Source organism: Staphylococcus sp. HMSC65H10 (assembly GCF_001839185.1).
GTDB lineage: Bacteria > Bacillota > Bacilli > Staphylococcales > Staphylococcaceae > Staphylococcus > Staphylococcus simulans.
Window position 1 is genome coordinate 13,479 of record NZ_KV840327.1, and the last position, 17,656, is coordinate 31,134.

Genomic DNA, 17,656 nt, shown 5'->3' on the forward strand with positions numbered 1-17,656 from the left:
GATTGAACATAATATGCGTGAATTTATTTCGATATTAAGATACAGAACAAAGGAGCGATTGGTTTGTCATTAAGAGACGATGCTTTAGAAATGCATAAAAGAAATCAAGGTAAATTTGATGTTACACCCAAAGTAAAAGTTACAAATAAAGAAGAATTAAGTTTAGCTTATTCTCCTGGTGTTGCAGAACCATGTAAAGAGATTTATGAGGATCCTCGTAAAGTCTATGATTATACATCTAAAGGCAATACTGTAGCTGTAGTAACAGATGGCACTGCAGTATTAGGATTAGGTAATATTGGTCCTGAAGCAAGTATTCCTGTAATGGAAGGTAAAGCTGTTCTATTCAAAAGCTTTGCTGGGGTAAGTGGTGTACCAATAGCTTTGAATACAACAGATACAGAAGAAATTATCAAAACAGTTAAATTATTAGAACCTAATTACGGCGGTATCAACTTAGAAGATATTTCTGCGCCGCGCTGTTTTGAAATTGAAAACCGATTAAAAAAAGAAACTAAAATTCCAGTCTTTCATGATGATCAGCATGGGACAGCAATCGTGACAATGGCTGGATTGATTAATGCTTTAAGAATTACTGATAAATCACTATCAGATATCAAAGTGGTATTGAATGGTGCAGGCGCTGCAGGTATTGCGATTGTGAAATTATTATATTCATACGGTGTGCGCAATATGATTATGTGTGATTCTAAAGGTGCTATTTATAAAGGACGCCCGCATGGCATGAATGAAACCAAAGATTTTGTGGCAGAATGGACGAACAAGGATAAACAAGAAGGTAAGTTAGCTGATGTTATCCAAGGTGCTGATGTCTTTATCGGTGTTTCTGTTGCTAATGCATTATCTCAAGATATGGTAAAATCAATGAATAAAGACAGTATCATTTTTGCGATGGCAAATCCTAATCCAGAAATTAATCCAGATGACGCAAAAGCGGCTGGAGCAAGAGTGATTGGAACAGGCCGTTCAGATTATCCGAACCAAATTAATAACGTGTTAGCATTCCCAGGCATCTTCAGAGGTGCTTTAGATGTACGTGCAACACATATTAATGAGAAAATGAAACAAGCTGCTGTACAAGCTATCGCTAATTTAATTGGGCCGGATGAGTTGTCACCGGAATACTGTATTCCAGCACCATTTGATAAACGTGTAGCACCATTGGTTGCACGCAATGTAGCGAAAGCAGCTATGGAATCTGGAGTTGCTAGGGTTGAAGTTGACCCAGATGAAATATACAATAAAACGATGAGATTAACTGATATTAAATAGATTATTTTTACAATGTACTGTTATGTCTTTAAATTAACATAATAGTGATGTGGAGGTTGACCAATGTTTAAAGATTTTTTCAATCGAGGCAGTAAAAAGAAAAAATATGTAACTGTCCAAGATTCAAAACAGAATGACGTTCCATCAGGTATCATGACTAAATGTCCAAAATGTAAAAAAATCATGTATACAAAAGAACTATCTGAAAACCTCAATGTGTGTTTTAATTGCGATCATCACTTATCTTTGACTGCATATAAACGAATTGAAGCAATTTCAGATGAAGGAACATTTAAAGAGTTTGATAAAGGAATGACATCTGCCAATCCTTTAGACTTTCCTGGTTACGAAGAAAAAATTCAAAAAGATCAAAGCAAAACAGATTTGAATGAAGCGGTAGTAACTGGAACAGCCGAATTAGATGGTACAAAATACGGCGTTGCAGTTATGGATTCACGTTTCAGAATGGGGAGTATGGGTTCTGTTGTCGGTGAGAAAATCTGCCGTATTATAGATTATTGTACAGAACAACATTTGCCGTTTATCCTTTTCTCTGCAAGTGGCGGTGCCAGAATGCAGGAAGGTATTATTTCATTAATGCAAATGGGTAAAACAAGCGTATCATTGAAACGTCATTCTGATGCTGGTTTATTATATATTTCTTATATTACACATCCTACAACAGGTGGTGTTTCTGCCAGCTTTGCATCAGTTGGTGATATCAACTTGTCAGAACCGCGTGCTTTAATCGGTTTTGCGGGTCGTCGTGTTATTGAACAAACAATTAATGAAAAATTACCGGATGATTTCCAAACAGCGGAATTCTTATTAGAACACGGCCAATTAGATAAAGTAGTTCATCGTAAAGATATGCGTGCTACTTTAAGTCAATTATTGAAAATGCATACAGGACAAGAGGTGAAAAAAGATGCTTGATTTTGAAAAGCCGTTATTTGATATTAAAAATAAAATAGATGCTTTGAAAGAATCACAAGAGAAAAATGATGTAGATTTGCAAGAAGAAATTGATATGTTAGAGGCTTCTCTAGAGCGTGAAACTGAAAAAATATACAAGCATCTTAAACCTTGGGACCGTGTTCAATTAGCTAGAATGCAAGAACGACCTACAACCTTAGATTATATTCCATACATCTTTGATGATTTCATGGAATTACATGGGGATAGAAATTTCAGAGATGATCCAGCAATGATAGGCGGCATTGGATATTTAAATGGTCAGCCAGTCACTGTAGTTGGTCAACAACGTGGTAAAGATACAAAAGATAATATTTACCGTAATTTCGGAATGGCTCATCCAGAAGGGTACCGTAAAGCGTTACGTTTAATGAAACAAGCTGAGAAGTTCAACAGACCTATCTTTACATTTATTGATACTAAAGGCGCATACCCTGGTAAATCTGCTGAAGAACGTGGTCAAAGTGAGTCTATTGCTAAAAACTTAATAGAAATGTCTAGCTTGAAAGTGCCTGTCATCACTTTAGTTATTGGCGAAGGCGGAAGCGGTGGAGCTTTAGGTATTGGTATTGCAAATAGAGTATTAATGCTTGAAAACAGTACGTATTCAGTGATTTCACCAGAAGGTGCAGCAGCGTTGTTATGGAAAGATAGCAACCTTTCAAAAATTGCTGCTGAAACAATGAAAATCACAGCACCTGATTTAAAAGAATTAGGTGTGATTGATGAAGTTATTACAGAACCACTTGGCGGCGCACATAAAGATATTGAACAACAAGCGCGCAGTATTAAACATGCGTTTGTTTCTCATTTAGATGCGTTGAAAAAATTAGATGGTCCAGCGTTAGCTAACGATCGTTTTGATAAATTCCGTCAAATGGGTGAATATAAAGAACAATAAGGGAAAAGGATTCTATACTTCTTTTTTAGGGAAGAGTGTAGAATCCTTTTCATTTTGTATTTGAGAATTAATCCGGTTATGATGGTTAAAAATAGCAGAAATTGAAAAAATTAGACTGTAAAAATATGTCTATCGTATCCATATTAAATAAAAAGTGTGGCTATATTTCGAAAATAGAAATATAAAACGTTTACATTATGGATTGCATGGTATTTTTATGGATAACCACGCTATTTTATGGTATTTTTAATGTAAATCATACAAGTTAGGAAGGTCAGTTGTCATGAAAAAAATTGCAGTTTTGACTAGTGGTGGAGACGCTCCGGGAATGAACGCTGCTGTTCGAGCAGTTGTGCGTACTGCCATTTATAATGGGATTGAAGTTTACGGTGTGTACCAAGGCTACCTCGGATTGATAAATGATGATCTTAAAAAGCTTGAACTAGGATCAGTGGGAGATACAATTCAAAGAGGAGGTACATTCCTTTACTCTGCACGTTGCCCAGAATTTAAGGACAAAGAAGTACGTGCCAAAGCAATTGAAAACTTAAGAAGTCATGGTATTGATGGATTAGTTGTAATCGGCGGCGACGGAAGTTATCGTGGTGCTCAACGTATCAGTGAAGAATGCCCTGAAATTCAAACTATCGGTATTCCGGGAACAATCGATAATGATATTCCAGGTACAGACTTCACAATTGGTTTTGACACAGCACTCAATACAATTATTGATTCTGTCGATAAAATCAGAGACACTGCTTCAAGTCACGCGAGAACATTTATTATTGAAGTTATGGGCCGTGATTGTGGTGACCTTGCATTGTGGGCTGGTTTAGCTGTCGGTGCAGAAACAATCCTCGTTCCAGAAGTAAAAACAGATATCAAAGATATCGCAGAAAAAATAGAAGCCGGTATTAAAAGAGGTAAAAAACATTCTATCGTTATGGTAGCTGAAGGTGTTATGTCAGGACAAGATTGTGCAGAAGAATTAGCAAAATACATCCATGTAGATGGACGTGTTTCTGTACTCGGTCATATCCAACGTGGCGGTAGCCCAACTGGTCAAGACAGAGTGTTGGCATCAAGACTTGGCGGTCATGCCGTAGAATTATTAATTGAAGGTAAAACAGCATTGGGAGTTGGCATTAAACAAAATGAATTAACTCAAACACCATTTGATGATATCTTCAGTAATAAAGGTAGTAAGTTTAATTTTGATATGTATGAGTTAGCACAAGAATTATCAATTTAATGATAGATTTAGTGAAATTTTTAGGAGGCTTTTATAATGAGAAAAACTAAAATCGTTTGTACGATTGGACCTGCATCAGAATCTGAAGAAATGTTAGAAAAATTAATGAACGCTGGCATGAACGTTGCCCGTTTGAACTTCTCACACGGTGATCACGCTGAACACAAAGTTCGTATTGACCGCATCAGAGAAGTTGCACAACGTTTAGACAAAACTATTGCAATCATGCTTGATACAAAAGGACCTGAAATCAGAACACACAACATGAAAGACGGTGTGATTTTCTTAGAAAAAGGTAAAGAAGTTATCGTAAGCATGGAAGAAGTTTTAGGTACAGCTGAGAAATTTTCTGTAACATATGCAGATTTAATCAACGACATTGAAATTGGTTCTTATATTCTATTAGACGATGGTTTAGTAGAATTAGAAGTTAAAGAAATCAATAAAGATAAAGGCGAAGTTTTATGTGAAGTCCTCAACTCAGGTGAAATTAAAAATAAAAAAGGTGTTAACTTACCAAACGTTAAAGTTAACTTACCTGGTATTACTGATAAAGATGCTGATGATATCCGCTTCGGTATCGATCAAAACATCGACTTAATCGCAGCAAGCTTTGTACGTCGTCCAAGTGACGTATTAGATATCCGTAAAATTTTAGAAGAAGAACGTAATACTAACATTCAAATTCTTCCTAAAATCGAAAACCAAGAAGGTATCGACAACATTAAAGAAATCCTTGAAGTTTCTGATGGTTTAATGGTAGCTCGTGGTGACATGGGTGTTGAAATTCCACCTGAAAATGTACCTGTAATCCAAAAAGACCTTATCAGACAATGTAACAAATTAGGTAAACCAGTTATCACAGCAACTCAAATGTTAGACTCTATGCAACGTAACCCACGTGCAACAAGAGCCGAAGCAAGTGACGTAGCTAACGCTATCTATGATGGTACAGATGCAGTTATGTTATCTGGTGAAACTGCTGCAGGTTTATATCCTGAAGAAGCTGTTAAAGCAATGAGAAACATTGCAGTTGCAGCTGAAGCCGCTCAAAACTACAAAAAATTATTAAATGACCGTACTAAATTAGAAGAAACTAACTTAGTAAATGCAATTGGTGTTTCTGTAGCACATACTGCCCTTAACTTAAAAGTTAAAGCAATCGTTGCTGCAACTGAAAGTGGTTCAACTGCAAGAACTATCTCTAAATTCCGTCCACATTCAGACATTATCGCTGTAACACCAAACCCAGAAACAGCTCGTCAATTAGCATTAGTATGGGGCGTATTCCCAGTTGTTAAAAAAGGACGCAAAACTACTGACGCATTACTTAACAATGCAGTAGCAACAGCAATCGAAACTGGCCGCGTTCAAAATGGGGATTTATTAATCATCACTGCTGGTGTTCCAACTGGTGAAAAAGGTACAACTAACATGATGAAATTACACTTAGTTGGTGACGAACTTGTTAAAGGTCAAGGTGTTGGACGTAATTCAGTAGTAGGTAACGCAGTAGTTGTAAACGAAGCATCTGAATTAGAAGGCAGAGATCTTTCAAACTCAGTAATCGTTACTCATTCTACAGATGAAACATTCGTACCTTATGTAGAACAAGCTGCTGGTTTAGTTGCTGAAGAAGCTGGTATCACATCACCAAGTGCGATCATCGGTTTAGAACAAGGTATCCCAACAATCGTTGGTGCTAAAAACGCAACTAAATTAATCGCTGATGATGTTACAATCACAGTTGATGCAAACACAGGCCGTGTATATGACGGTTATGCAAACGTACTTTAATCATCTCTAAAGTATCAATATTAAACTTTAAATAGACAAGCTGTCTGTTCCTCTGGAGCAGACAGTTTTTTTATATTGATGTAGAAAGTGAATGTATCACCTTATAATTCATGTAGCATTTAAAAGCAGTCTATGCATTGTTTTAAGCATGATATAACATCAGATATGTATTTATAATAAAGAGAGTGTTGTTAATCTATGGGGCTCATATAGGGGATAGGAGAGGATAGGTTTTAGACAAAGCAAAATGCGCTTACTCTAAAAGTGAGTAAACGCATTTTGTTAGGGTGCGTATTTTTAATTTTTATGATTGATGTTTCTTAAGTTGTTGTGTGTATCTCCAGTACATTAATCCTAAAAGGATAAACCAGATTGGAGATAAAAATACTGCAGTTCTTGTTACCGGGTTGACGAATAGCAATGCGAATACAAAGATGAAGAAAAATAAAATCATGTATCCTGAGAAACGTCCACCTGGCAATTTATAAATTGAATTTTTGTGTGCTTTTGGATTGCGTTTATGATAGTTAATATAAGCAACGATAATCAATGCCCAAACTACTAAGAATAAAACTGTTGATACTGTTGTTACATATGTGAATACTAATGTTGCATCTGGGAAAATATAGTTCAATAATGCTGCGATAAGTAATAATGCACATGAAACAAAGATCGCAATGTGCGGTACACCATTTTTATTTGTTTTGTTGAAAACAGGTGGTGCTTGTTCTTGTCTTGATAAACCGAATAACATACGGCTGTTTGAGAAAATACCACTGTTACAAGATGATGCAGCAGCTGTCAGTACAACAAAGTTGATGATACCTGCTGCGAAAGGTATTCCGACTAACGCGAACAATCTTACGAATGGACTGTCAGAAGGATCTACTTTATACCAAGGAATGATTGACATAATTACTGCAAGTGATCCTACATAGAATAGTAAGATACGTACAGGTACACTGTTGATTGCTTTAGGAATAATCTTTTCAGGGTCTTTTGTTTCACCAGCTGTTACACCAATCAACTCAATCCCTACGAATGAGAAGAGTGCCATTTGGAAAGACATGAAGAAACCTGATACACCTTTAGGGAAAATACCATGGTCATAAAGGTGTGTGATACTCGCATGACCGAATTTAGTTTCATAAGCAACAAATATCATACCTAATCCGACAACGATTAACACGATGATTGTCGTAACTTTGATAATTGCGAACCAGAATTCTAATTCTCCGAAAAGTTTTGCGCTTAATAAGTTGAATGCCATTAAAACAAGTACACAGACTAAAGCGCTGACCCAGTTAGGAATTTCAGGCCACCAGAAACTGACATACTTCGCTACGGCTGTAACTTCTGCCATCCCTGTGATAATCCAACATAACCAATATGTCCAACCTGTCACAAACCCAGCAAAGGGTCCGATATATTCATTTGTCACATCTGCGAATGATTTAAATTTTGTATTTGTAATTAAGATTTCCCCTAAACCCCTCATAAACATAAACAACATTAAACCAATAATGATGTATGTTAATAAAATCGAAGGTCCCGTCATCGCAATCGTTTGTCCTGCCCCTAAGAACAATCCAGTACCGATCGCACCGCCAATTGCGATTAACTGTATGTGCCGATTGCTTAATTCTCTTTGTAAATTGTTTGACATAAATTAATTCAACTCCCTTTTTGCACCTTAATAATATTATGCACATATCCATAGAATATGACAAATGGTTTTTAAAAATATTGAGAATTTTCATGCAATTATCAATGAATTTAAGTTATGATGAATGATAATAAATTAAAAATAATCGGTTAATTTGCATGGGTTTTCGTTACTTAAAACTATAAAAATGTAATATAATACCAATAAAGGCAATGAGATATGGTCTGAACAGGGTGTTTTAGCTGTTTGAGCAATGTAACCGCTTTATACAAAGTTTCGAAATTGTTCACAAAACCGTTAATATTGGATATAATACTAAATGAAAGCCATTTCAATTTGTTATAGAAAAGGGGAAATTAATATGGCAGAATTGCATAAAGGTTTAGAAGGGGTAATTGCAGCTGAAACAAAGGTAAGCTCAATTATCGATAGCCAATTGACATATGCTGGTTATGACATCGATGATTTAGCAGAAAACGCATTATTTGAAGAAGTTGTATTCTTACTATGGAATTACAGACTTCCGACGAAAGACGAATTGAACAAGTTGCAAGAAAAATTATATGAGTATGCAAAACTAGACCAAAAAGTTTATGAGCATTTCGAAGATTATGCAACAGACGACGTTCATCCAATGACAGCATTAAGAACTTCAGTTTCTTATATTGCACACTTTGATGAAAATGCAGAGTCAGAAACGGATGAAGAAAAATTAGAACGTGCAATTAGAATCCAAGCAAAAATGGCATCACTTGTGACGTCATTTGAACGTGTAAGACAAGGAAAAGAGCCAGTTTATCCTAAACAAGGCTTATGCTATGCAGCTAACTTCTTATACATGTTACGTGGTGAAGAGCCAACAGACATTGAAGTTGAAGCATTTAACAAAGCATTGGTATTGCATGCTGATCATGAATTGAATGCATCAGCATTTACAGCACGTTGTGCAGTATCATCTTTATCAGATATGTATTCAGGTATTGTTGCAGCTGTAGGTTCATTAAAAGGGCCTTTACACGGTGGAGCAAACGAACGTGTTATGAACATGTTATCTGAAATTCATTCAGTGGATGAAGTTGAACCATATATTGATAATAAATTGAAAAACAAAGAGAAAATCATGGGCTTTGGACACCGTGTTTATAAAGACGGAGATCCACGTGCGAAATATTTAAAAACAATGAGTAAAAAAATTACGGATGAGACAGGTCAAAAACATTTATATGATATCTCAGTAGCGATTGAAGACTTAATGAAAGAACGTACAGGCATTATTGCTAACGTTGACTTCTATAGTGCGACTGTTTATCACAGCATGGATATTCCACATGATTTATTTACTCCAATTTTCGCAGTCAGTCGTTCTGCAGGTTGGTTAGCACATATTTTCGAACAATATAGAGATAATCGTATTATGAGACCACGTGCTCAATATATCGGTGAAACAAATCGTAAGTATTTACCAATTGAAGAGCGCTAATTTTTAACAGCGACATTCTTGAATCATTAATCACAAAATTTATATTAACGGAGGAATTTAGAATGGCACCAGAAAAAATTGTTAAACAAGAAGACGGTTTATTAGTACCGAATAATCCTATTATTCCATTTATCATCGGTGATGGTATTGGACCAGATATCTGGAGAGCAGCAAGCCGTGTATTAGATGCAGCGGTTGAAAAAGCTTATAATGGCGAGAAAAAAATCGAATGGAAAGAAATCTTAGCTGGTCAAAAAGCATATGATGAAACTGGCGAATGGTTACCACAAGAAACTTTAGATACGATTGAAGAATATTTAATCGCAATCAAAGGACCTTTAACTACACCAATCGGTGGCGGTATTCGTTCATTAAACGTAGCATTACGTCAAACATTAGACTTATATGCTTGCTTACGTCCAGTACGTTGGTTCAAAGGTGTTCCATCTCCTGTTAAGCGTCCAGAAGACACTGACATGGTTATCTTCCGTGAAAATACTGAAGACATCTATGCAGGTATCGAATTTAAAGAAGGTACGCCAGAAGCTAAGAAATTAATCGATTTCTTACAAGATGAAATGGGTGCTAAAAACATTCGTTTCCCTGAAACTTCTGGTATCGGTGTAAAACCTGTATCTAAAGAAGGTACTGAACGTTTAGTACGCTCAGCTATCCAATATGCGATTGATAACAATCGTAAATCAGTTACATTAGTGCACAAAGGTAATATCATGAAATTTACTGAAGGTGCATTCAAACAATGGGGTTATGATTTAGCTGAAAGTGAATTCGGTGATAAAGTATTCACTTGGCAACAACATGATCGCTTAGTAGATGAAAAAGGTAAAGAAGAAGCGGACAAAATCCAAGATCAAGCAGTTGCAGATGGTAAAATCATTATCAAAGACTCAATTGCTGATATCTTCTTACAACAAATCTTAACGCGCCCTGCTGAGTATGATGTAGTAGCGACTATGAACTTAAATGGTGACTACATTTCTGACGCATTAGCAGCACAAGTCGGCGGTATCGGAATTGCACCTGGTGCAAACATCAACTATGATACTGGCCACGCTATCTTTGAAGCAACTCACGGTACTGCACCTAAATATGCAGACCAAGATAAAGTAAACCCATCATCAGAATTATTAAGTGCAGTATTAATGTTAGAACACTTAGGTTGGCAAGAAGCTGCTGACTTAATTACAGATTCAATTGAAAAAACAATTGCATCTAAAGTTGTAACGTATGACTTCGCACGTATGATGGATGGCGCTAAAGAAGTAAAAACTTCTGAGTTCGCTGACGAGTTAATCAAAAATCTATAAGACTTAATTGATTTCAAGCTATACTGCTCTGATAGGGGCGGTATAGCTTTATTTTTTTGAATGATTGAACTTGTTAAGTGAATGTTAAGTTTATGTAAAGATGTTTCGTAGTATGTTATCTTTTTGAAAATATAAGTTATAATTAAGATGAAAAATACACAGGGGGTAAGACTATGACACAAAAAATTTTAGTAGTCGATGATGAACAATCCATTGTAACTTTGCTGAAATACAATTTAGAAACAGCAGGTTATTTAGTAGAAGTTGCTTATGACGGTGAAGAAGCACTTCAAAAACTGAATGCCGTACAACCAGATTTAGTCGTATTAGACGTAATGTTGCCGAAGTTGGATGGCATTGAAGTTTGTAAAACGATTCGTTCAGACCGAAATCTTGTTCCTATCTTAATGTTGACTGCCAAAGATGACGAGTTTGATCGCGTATTAGGCTTGGAACTCGGTGCAGATGACTATATGACTAAGCCATTCTCACCAAGAGAAGTTGTAGCACGCGTAAAAGCTATTTTACGCAGATCTAAACAAGTTCACAGTCAAAAAGAAGAAGAAACAGATAGTGAAGATGTAATCATCGGTTCAATCAAAATCAGACCTGAATACTTTGAAGTATATAAAAATAATGAACTGTTAGAATTGACCCCTAAAGAATTTGAGTTACTTCTTTATTTAATCGAGCGCCAAGGTCGTGTTATTACAAGAGAGCACATGTTGAACTCTGTATGGAATTATGAATTTACTGGTGATTCAAGAATTGTTGATGTGCATATCAGTCATTTAAGAGATAAATTAGAGGAAAACCCTAAGCAGCCGAAGCTTATTAAAACTGTTCGTGGATTAGGCTATAAACTAGAAAGACCAAAATCTGCAAATTGAAGTTTTACACAAGATTACTGCTGACGTTAGCCATCTTGATTATCTCTTGTCTTGTTGCTTTAGGTTTACTAATCAATCATGCGATTTATACAACGATTTCATCGAGAGATGCTGAAAACTTGAAGCATGATGCTGAGCGTATCAACAAGACATACAAAGCACATCATGAAGAGGCTTTAAAAGAATACGCACACTTAAATAATTTTACAATATCCATACATAGCAATGATGGAGGTAAAACATTATTTAAATCAGATAAAAAAGTTCCCGCAAATCCAAACATCAATGTAGTTGGAAATCCATCTAATCTGCTTTATGATACGCATCATGACAATCGTAGATTTACTTATAAATATATTAGTAATGATCATTTTATTATAATTACAGGTTACGATAATGAAATTACACAACTACAATTTGAAGCTTGGAAATATATTGCGATCATTGGTTTATTCATTATTGCCTTAGTCTTCTTAATTGTTAGAAACATTAACCGCACATATATCAGACCGATTAATGATGTAACTTATGCGACGAAACTCTTAGCACAAGGGCACTATCATATCAGAGTACCTGAAAGCAATGTGAAAGAAACGCGAGACTTATTCGTAACAACGAATGAATTAGCACGTCGTTTACAAAAAATGTATAACGAACAAAAAATTCAATCAAATCGTTTGAAAACAACACTTGAAAATATACCAAGTTCAGTTTTAATGATTGATAAATACGGTAAAATTGTTATCGCGAATACAGCATATTATGAAATGTTTAATCCTGAAACAAATGTCGTGAATCAAAATTACAATCGTGTGATCAAAGGTAAATTGAATACATTGATTATCGATGCCTTTAAAACTGAGAAAACGATGAATGAACAAGTCAAAGTATATTTGAATAATGTTCACGAACGTTATTTTGATACCGTCTGTGTGCCGATTTTATCTCGTAAAAAGAAAAGAATGCAAGGGATGGTTGTCGTTCTTCACGATATTACCAGCTTGAAGAAATTAGAGAATTTGCGTCGTGAATTTGTCGCAAATGTCTCACATGAGCTGAAAACACCTATCACTTCAATTAAAGGATTTGCGGAAACTTTAATTGATGGGGCGAAGAATGATGAAACGACGTTGGATGAATTCTTAAATATTATTTTGAAGGAGTCTAATCGTATTGAGTCATTAGTCGAAGATTTATTAGACTTATCACATATTGAACAACAAAAAGAAATTGAAACAGAACCTGTGGATTTATCTGATGTAACGAGAAACACCGTAAAAACTTTATATACAAATGGTAAAAAGAAAAATATTACGTTGGAAACGGATATTGAAGATTACGTGATTATCGATGCCGAAACATCGAAAATTGCTCAGGTTGTGGTGAACATCGTCAGCAATGCGATTAACTATTCACCTCAAGATAGTCGTATTCATGTGCGTGTCTATAAAGATGGAGAAAAACGTGTCTTAGAGGTCGAAGATTTTGGGATTGGAATCGCTCCAGAAGATCAAAAACATATCTTTGAACGTTTTTATCGTGTAGATAAAGCTAGAAGCCGTGATTCAGGCGGTACAGGACTTGGTTTGTCTATTACGAAACATATTGTCGAAGCTTATCACGGACGTATTCAAATAGACAGTCAAGTTGGCGTAGGTACAACGTTTAAAGTGATATTTTTCGATAATAAAAATAAATCAATTAAGTTATCTTAATATATGCGCCGGATGGAATTCCGGCGCTATTTTTATGAGTGGCTATGTCACATATGATAAAATAGAAACAAATCAATTCTGGAGGTTATAGTGTGGAAAAATTAGTGTTAATTGATGGGAATAGTTTAAGTTTCCGAGCATTTTATGCATTGCCTCTTTTAACGAATCGTGCAGGAATTCATACAAATGCCACTTATGGATTTGCGATGTTATTAGAAAAAATTATCAAAGAAGAAAAACCAACCCATTTCTTAGTCGCATTTGATGCTGGAAAAACGACATTCAGACATCAAACATTTAAAGAATATAAAGGCGGCAGACAAAAGACGCCACCAGAATTAAGTGAACAATTTCCGTTAATCAGACAATTATTGGATGCATATCATATTAAGCATTATGAACTAGAAAATTATGAAGCGGATGATATTATCGGAACGTTAAGTCAAGCTGCAGATAAAGCAGGTTTTGAAACAATAATTGTAACGGGTGACCGAGACTTAACACAACTCGCTTCTGATAACGTAACAATATACTATACGAAAAAAGGTGTGACAGATGTTGACCATTACACACCTTCATTCATCGCGGAAAAATATAATGGTTTAACACCGTCACAGATTATTGATATGAAAGGTTTAATGGGAGATAGCTCAGATAATATCCCAGGTATCGCGGGTGTCGGTGAAAAAACTGCTATTAAACTTTTAAATCAATTTGATTCAGTTGAAAACCTTTATAATCATTTAGATGAAGTTTCTGGTAAAAAGTTAAAAGAAAAACTTGAAAACGGTCATGATGATGCGTTGATGAGTAAAGAGTTAGCAACGATTAATAGAGAAAGTCCAATTGAAGTTACACTTGAAGAAACGAAGTTGCCTGATGAAGTGGATCAAACACAAAAAATTGAACTGTTTAAAGAACTTGATTTTAAACAAATGTTGAACCAAATCGATGTTGATGCCGATACTGAAACTGAATCTGATCGAACATATGATATTGAAACAGATTTCAACGCAATTGACTTTGATCAATTAAAACAAGCAGCGCTTCACTTTGAAGTAGATGAAGGTGACTATCTCACTGCAGCTATTTTGAAATTCGGCTTTAAAGCAGATGAACACTTTGTGGTGATTAATGCGGATGAGATTCAAAATTATCCTGAGTTAATAAAATGGTTAGAAGACGAACAAACAGAAAAGTATGTCTATGATGCGAAAAAAACATATGCAGAAGCACATCGCATGAATATCGATATTAAAAATATTACGTTTGATATCATGTTAGCAAGCTACATTTTAAATCCATCTCGCTCAATTGATGATGTTCATTCAGTAGTTGTCGATTATGGCCAAGGTTATGTACCTGAAGCAGTACACGTTTTTGGTAAAGGCAAAAAACGACAAGTGCCAGAAGATGATGTGTTGAATCCTTATATTGCTTCGATTTTGGATGCGATTGATGCGAGCACACCTGTAATGATTGATGCATTGAAAGAGTACAATCAATTAGATTTATTCAATGACTTAGAATTGCCGCTTGCGCGCATTTTAGGACAAATGGAAGAAATGGGCATTTACACGGATATTGAAGAGCTAAAAGAAATGGAAAGAGAAATTCAAGGTAAGCTTGATACTTTAATTGCTCGTATTCATGAAGCAGCAGGTGAGGAATTCAATATTAATTCACCGAAACAATTGGGTGTCGTATTATTCGAAAACTTGAAGTTACCAGTTATCAAGAAAACGAAAACGGGTTACTCAACTGCAGTAGATGTTTTAGAACAACTACAAGGCGAACATCCGATTATCGAAGATATTTTAGAATATCGCCAGTTATCTAAATTACAATCTACTTATGTAGAAGGCTTACAAAAAGTGATACAAGATGATAATCGCATTCATACACACTTTAACCAAACACTTGCACAAACAGGACGTCTGTCATCTGTCGATCCTAACTTGCAAAATATTCCTGTACGTTTAGAAGAAGGTCGCCGCATTAGAAAGGCCTTTAAACCTGCAGAAGCGGATAACGTTATTCTTTCAGCGGACTATTCTCAAATTGAATTACGCGTACTTGCTCATATTACGCAAGATGAAAGCATGATGAATGCCTTCAGAGAAGGAAGAGACATTCATACAGCTACAGCCATGAAAGTCTTTGGTGTAGAAGCAGACGAAGTAGATGGTTTAATGCGTCGACAAGCTAAAGCTGTAAACTTCGGAATAGTATATGGCATTAGTGATTATGGTTTAAGCCAAAGTTTAGGTATTACGAGAAAAGCAGCGAAGAAATTTATTGATGATTATTTAGATAGTTTCCCAGGCGTTAAACAATATATGAGTGATATCGTTAAAGATGCGAAAGCAAAAGGTTATGTAGAAACATTATTACACCGTCGCAGATATATCCCTGATATTACAAGCAGAAACTTTAATCAACGCAGTTTCGCAGAAAGAACAGCTATGAATACACCAATTCAAGGCAGTGCTGCAGATATTATCAAACTAGCAATGGTTAATTATGATAAAGCTGTGAAAGAAACAGATTTCAATGCACACTTATTACTACAAGTACACGATGAGTTGATTTTTGAACTGCCAAAAGATGAAGTAGAAGCTTTCAGTGAATTTATTGAAGATATTATGGATAATGCTATTGAATTAAAAGTACCATTACAAGTTGATACTAACTATGGTCCAACATGGTACGATGCAAAATAGAAAGAAGGTCGCAAATTGCCTGAATTACCAGAAGTAGAGCATGTTAAAAGAGGGATTGAACCCTTTGTGATTAATCAAATTATTGAAAGTGTTGAGTTCTCGGATAAAGTCATCGATGGAAAAGCGAGCGGTAGAGACACAATTATTAAACAAATTGATTTGCCGATGTTTAAAAATCGTACAGAAGGCTATAAAATTACACGTGTGGAACGCAGAAGTAAATATATTCTTTTATATTTAGAGAAAGATGAAGATAAAAGAGTATTAGTCAGTCATTTAGGAATGACTGGTGGCTATTTCGTAGTCAATGACTTAACGGAGATTATTGTACCGAATTATCAAAAACATTGGCACGTCAATTTCAAACTTAGTAACGGCAAACAATTAATCTTTTCTGATATTAGACGCTTTGGTGAAATTAAAAATGTTGATGATATTACAGCATACACGTCATTTGAAAAGATGGCTCCAGAGCCTTTTGATGACAACGCATACACACACTATCAAAAACAATTAGCATTGCCGAAGTATCAGAATAAGCCGATTAAACAAGTTATCTTAGATCATCATGTTATTGCAGGTTGCGGTAATATTTATGCTTGTGAAGCTTTATTTAATGCACGCATTCATCCAAAACGCAAAGTTAATACTTTAACGAAACAAGAGCAAAAGCGTGTATTTGATGAAGTAGTGGCTGTTCTAACATTAGGTATTGAACAAGGCGGAACCAGCATTTCTGATTATCGCCATGCAGATGGTCAAACCGGACATATGCAGGAGTATTTAAATGTATATAAAAAGAAAATCTGTCCTGTATGTGGTGGACCGATTGAGACAGAAGTGATAGGTGGCAGAAACAGTCACTTTTGTCCAAACTGTCAAAAATAAATTAATTGAACGAGGGAGATTAGATTATGCAAAAAGTAATTGGTTTAACAGGCGGAATCGGAACAGGTAAATCTACTGTATCTGAATTGCTTGCAGTCCATGGTTTTAAAATTGTGGATGCGGATATTGCGGCAAGAGAAGCGGTAGAAAAAGGTTCTGAAGGTTTAGAACAAGTCCGCCAAGTATTTGGCGATGAAGCGATAGACGAAAATGGTGAAATGAATCGCAAATACGTCGGTGAAATCGTATTTAATGATGACAAAATGCGAGAGAAATTAAACCAAATCATACATCCTATCGTGAGAGATTTAATGGAAAGACAAAAAGAAGCTTATTTAAAAGAAGGCTTCAATGTAATTATGGATATTCCATTATTATTTGAAAATAACCTTCAAGATACTGTTGATGAAACATGGTTAGTCTATGCTTCAGAAAGTATTCAAGTGGAACGTTTAATGGAACGTAATGACTTAACACAAGAAGAAGCGAAAGCGCGTGTATATAGTCAGATTTCTATCGACAAAAAACGTCGTATGGCAGATCGTGTTATTGATAATCGCGGTACGTTGCTAGAGCTTAAACAAAACCTTGAAGCATTGTTGATGGAGGAAGGTTATATTCAAAGTTCTGAAGAGGTTTAATGTGAATATGATTTTAATCTGAACATGAATACAAAAAATTGCTTATCATTAGTGATAAGTAATTTTTTTAATTATTTTGCTAAAACGCTTTCATTTTAACATGAATA

The 17,656-nt window shown here is 35.5% G+C and carries 13 protein-coding genes; 12 read left to right on the top strand and 1 reads right to left on the bottom strand.

All coding sequences use genetic code 11. The features are described 5' to 3' along the window. The first annotated feature begins 63 nt into the window (after positions 1-63). From HMPREF3270_RS04155 to pyk, 5 genes are all read left to right on the top strand, one after another. Positions 64-1,293, top strand: coding sequence for an NADP-dependent malic enzyme (locus HMPREF3270_RS04155; RefSeq protein ID WP_070848460.1), 1,230 nt, complete (start codon positions 64-66; stop codon positions 1,291-1,293). Positions 1,294-1,356: 63 nt separating this feature from the next. Further along, positions 1,357-2,229 (top strand): acetyl-CoA carboxylase, carboxyltransferase subunit beta, encoded by an 873-nt coding sequence (gene accD / locus HMPREF3270_RS04160; protein ID WP_070848461.1) that lies wholly within the window; start codon positions 1,357-1,359, stop codon positions 2,227-2,229. Beyond that, entirely contained in the window at positions 2,222-3,169 is a 948-nt protein-coding gene (locus HMPREF3270_RS04165; protein WP_070867174.1) for an acetyl-CoA carboxylase carboxyltransferase subunit alpha, read from the top strand. Before accD ends, HMPREF3270_RS04165 begins: the two co-directional genes overlap by 8 nt. 283 nt (positions 3,170-3,452) lie before the next feature. After that, positions 3,453-4,421, top strand: a complete 969-nt coding sequence (gene pfkA, locus HMPREF3270_RS04170) for a 6-phosphofructokinase (protein ID WP_002481173.1) — start codon at positions 3,453-3,455, stop codon at positions 4,419-4,421. 36 nt (positions 4,422-4,457) lie between these two features. Beyond that, complete coding sequence (gene pyk / locus HMPREF3270_RS04175) at positions 4,458-6,218, top strand: pyruvate kinase (RefSeq protein WP_002481172.1); 1,761 nt, start codon at positions 4,458-4,460, stop codon at positions 6,216-6,218. A 304-nt stretch (positions 6,219-6,522) separates the two neighbouring features. Here pyk and HMPREF3270_RS04180 read toward each other — a convergent pair whose 3' ends face one another. Beyond that, the gene (locus tag HMPREF3270_RS04180) at positions 6,523-7,884 is read right to left on the bottom strand and encodes an amino acid permease (protein WP_002481171.1); all 1,362 of its coding nucleotides are present in this window, start codon (positions 7,882-7,884) and stop codon (positions 6,523-6,525) included. 361 nt (positions 7,885-8,245) lie between these two features. On the opposite strand from HMPREF3270_RS04180, the gene HMPREF3270_RS04185 reads away from it, so the two are divergent. The 7 genes from HMPREF3270_RS04185 to coaE all read left to right on the top strand — a co-directional run bounded on the left by HMPREF3270_RS04185 (position 8,246) and on the right by coaE (position 17,549). Then, the gene (locus HMPREF3270_RS04185) at positions 8,246-9,364 is read left to right on the top strand and encodes a citrate synthase (RefSeq protein ID WP_023016092.1); all 1,119 of its coding nucleotides are present in this window, start codon (positions 8,246-8,248) and stop codon (positions 9,362-9,364) included. Positions 9,365-9,426: 62 nt separating this feature from the next. Further along, entirely contained in the window at positions 9,427-10,692 is a 1,266-nt protein-coding gene (gene icd, locus HMPREF3270_RS04190) for an NADP-dependent isocitrate dehydrogenase (protein ID WP_002481169.1), read from the top strand. A 173-nt stretch (positions 10,693-10,865) separates the two neighbouring features. Beyond that, the gene (locus HMPREF3270_RS04195) at positions 10,866-11,582 is read left to right on the top strand and encodes a response regulator transcription factor (protein WP_002481168.1); all 717 of its coding nucleotides are present in this window, start codon (positions 10,866-10,868) and stop codon (positions 11,580-11,582) included. After that, positions 11,579-13,297, top strand: coding sequence for a two-component system histidine kinase PnpS (gene pnpS / locus HMPREF3270_RS04200; protein WP_002481167.1), 1,719 nt, complete (start codon positions 11,579-11,581; stop codon positions 13,295-13,297). Before HMPREF3270_RS04195 ends, pnpS begins: the two co-directional genes overlap by 4 nt. Positions 13,298-13,389: 92 nt before the next feature. Beyond that, on the top strand, positions 13,390-16,020 hold the full coding sequence (gene polA / locus HMPREF3270_RS04205) for a DNA polymerase I (protein WP_070848462.1): 2,631 nt from the start codon (positions 13,390-13,392) through the stop codon (positions 16,018-16,020). Between the two features lie 15 nt (positions 16,021-16,035). Beyond that, positions 16,036-16,908 (top strand): bifunctional DNA-formamidopyrimidine glycosylase/DNA-(apurinic or apyrimidinic site) lyase, encoded by an 873-nt coding sequence (mutM, locus tag HMPREF3270_RS04210; RefSeq protein ID WP_070626030.1) that lies wholly within the window; start codon positions 16,036-16,038, stop codon positions 16,906-16,908. A 26-nt stretch (positions 16,909-16,934) separates the two neighbouring features. Next, positions 16,935-17,549, top strand: a complete 615-nt coding sequence (gene coaE / locus HMPREF3270_RS04215) for a dephospho-CoA kinase (RefSeq protein ID WP_023016089.1) — start codon at positions 16,935-16,937, stop codon at positions 17,547-17,549. The last annotated feature ends 107 nt before the right edge of the window (positions 17,550-17,656 follow it).

Bases quoted from the DNA above. Each gene is read 5' to 3' on its own strand.
- HMPREF3270_RS04195 (WP_002481168.1), top strand. From the start codon at position 10,866: ATGACACAAAAAATTTTAGTAGTCGATGATGAACAATCCATTGTAACT.
- pfkA (WP_002481173.1), top strand. From the start codon at position 3,453: ATGAAAAAAATTGCAGTTTTGACTAGTGGTGGAGACGCTCCGGGAATG.
- pyk (WP_002481172.1), top strand. From the start codon at position 4,458: ATGAGAAAAACTAAAATCGTTTGTACGATTGGACCTGCATCAGAATCT.
- HMPREF3270_RS04180 (WP_002481171.1), bottom strand. From the start codon at position 7,884: ATGTCAAACAATTTACAAAGAGAATTAAGCAATCGGCACATACAGTTA.
- HMPREF3270_RS04165 (WP_070867174.1), top strand. From the start codon at position 2,222: ATGCTTGATTTTGAAAAGCCGTTATTTGATATTAAAAATAAAATAGAT.
- accD (WP_070848461.1), top strand. From the start codon at position 1,357: ATGTTTAAAGATTTTTTCAATCGAGGCAGTAAAAAGAAAAAATATGTA.
- coaE (WP_023016089.1), top strand. From the start codon at position 16,935: ATGCAAAAAGTAATTGGTTTAACAGGCGGAATCGGAACAGGTAAATCT.
- icd (WP_002481169.1), top strand. From the start codon at position 9,427: ATGGCACCAGAAAAAATTGTTAAACAAGAAGACGGTTTATTAGTACCG.
- HMPREF3270_RS04185 (WP_023016092.1), top strand. From the start codon at position 8,246: ATGGCAGAATTGCATAAAGGTTTAGAAGGGGTAATTGCAGCTGAAACA.